1 protein-coding gene is annotated in these 648 nt (G+C 77.3%); it reads left to right on the top strand.

Features of this window, described 5'->3' with window-relative positions:
* Positions 1-648, top strand: a 648-nt coding sequence (locus ND748_RS33350; RefSeq protein WP_251750197.1) for an NAD(P)/FAD-dependent oxidoreductase, incomplete at both ends; no start/stop codon positions are given.

Genomic DNA, 648 nt, shown 5'->3' with positions numbered 1-648 from the left:
CCCCCGGCCGCAGCCTGCGCGGCCTGGGCCGCGGCTACCTGCGCGACCCGCGCCTGCGGATGGTGCTGGACCGCTACGCGACCTACTCCGGCTCCGATCCCCGGCGCGCCCCGGCCGCCCTGGTGTCGGTGGTGCACGCCGAACGCCACTTCGGCGGGTGGTACGTGCCGGGCGGGCTGCGCCGGCTGGGCGAGGCGATCGCGCGGCGCGCCGAGGACCGCGGGGCCCGGATCCTGCTCGACACCCGGGTGCTGAAGGTGACCCGCACGCCCGGCGGCCGGGTCGACGGGGTGCGTCTCGCCGACGGCCTCAGGCTGCCCGCCGACGTCGTCGTCGCGAACGTCGACGCGGCATCGCTCTACGGCCGGCTGGTCGACGACCGGGCCGGGCGGCGCCACGTCCGGCGGGCCACCCCGTCGATGTCCGGGTTCGTGCTGTTGTTGGCGCTGTCCGGCGGCACGCAGGGGCTGGGCCATCACACGGTCACCTTCCCGGCGGACTACGACGGCGAGTTCGACGCGGTGTTCGCCGGGCGCCTCGCCGACGACCCGGCGGTCTACCTCGCCGCCCCGGCCGACCCGGCCTGTGCGCCGCCGGGCTGCGAGGCCTGGTTCGTCCTCGTCAACGCTGCGCCGCACACCGCAGCAC

It is taken from the genome of Frankia sp. AiPs1, assembly GCF_023716945.1.
GTDB lineage: Bacteria > Actinomycetota > Actinomycetes > Frankiales > Frankiaceae > Frankia.
This window is presented reverse-complemented; position numbering and strand designations above follow the sequence as displayed.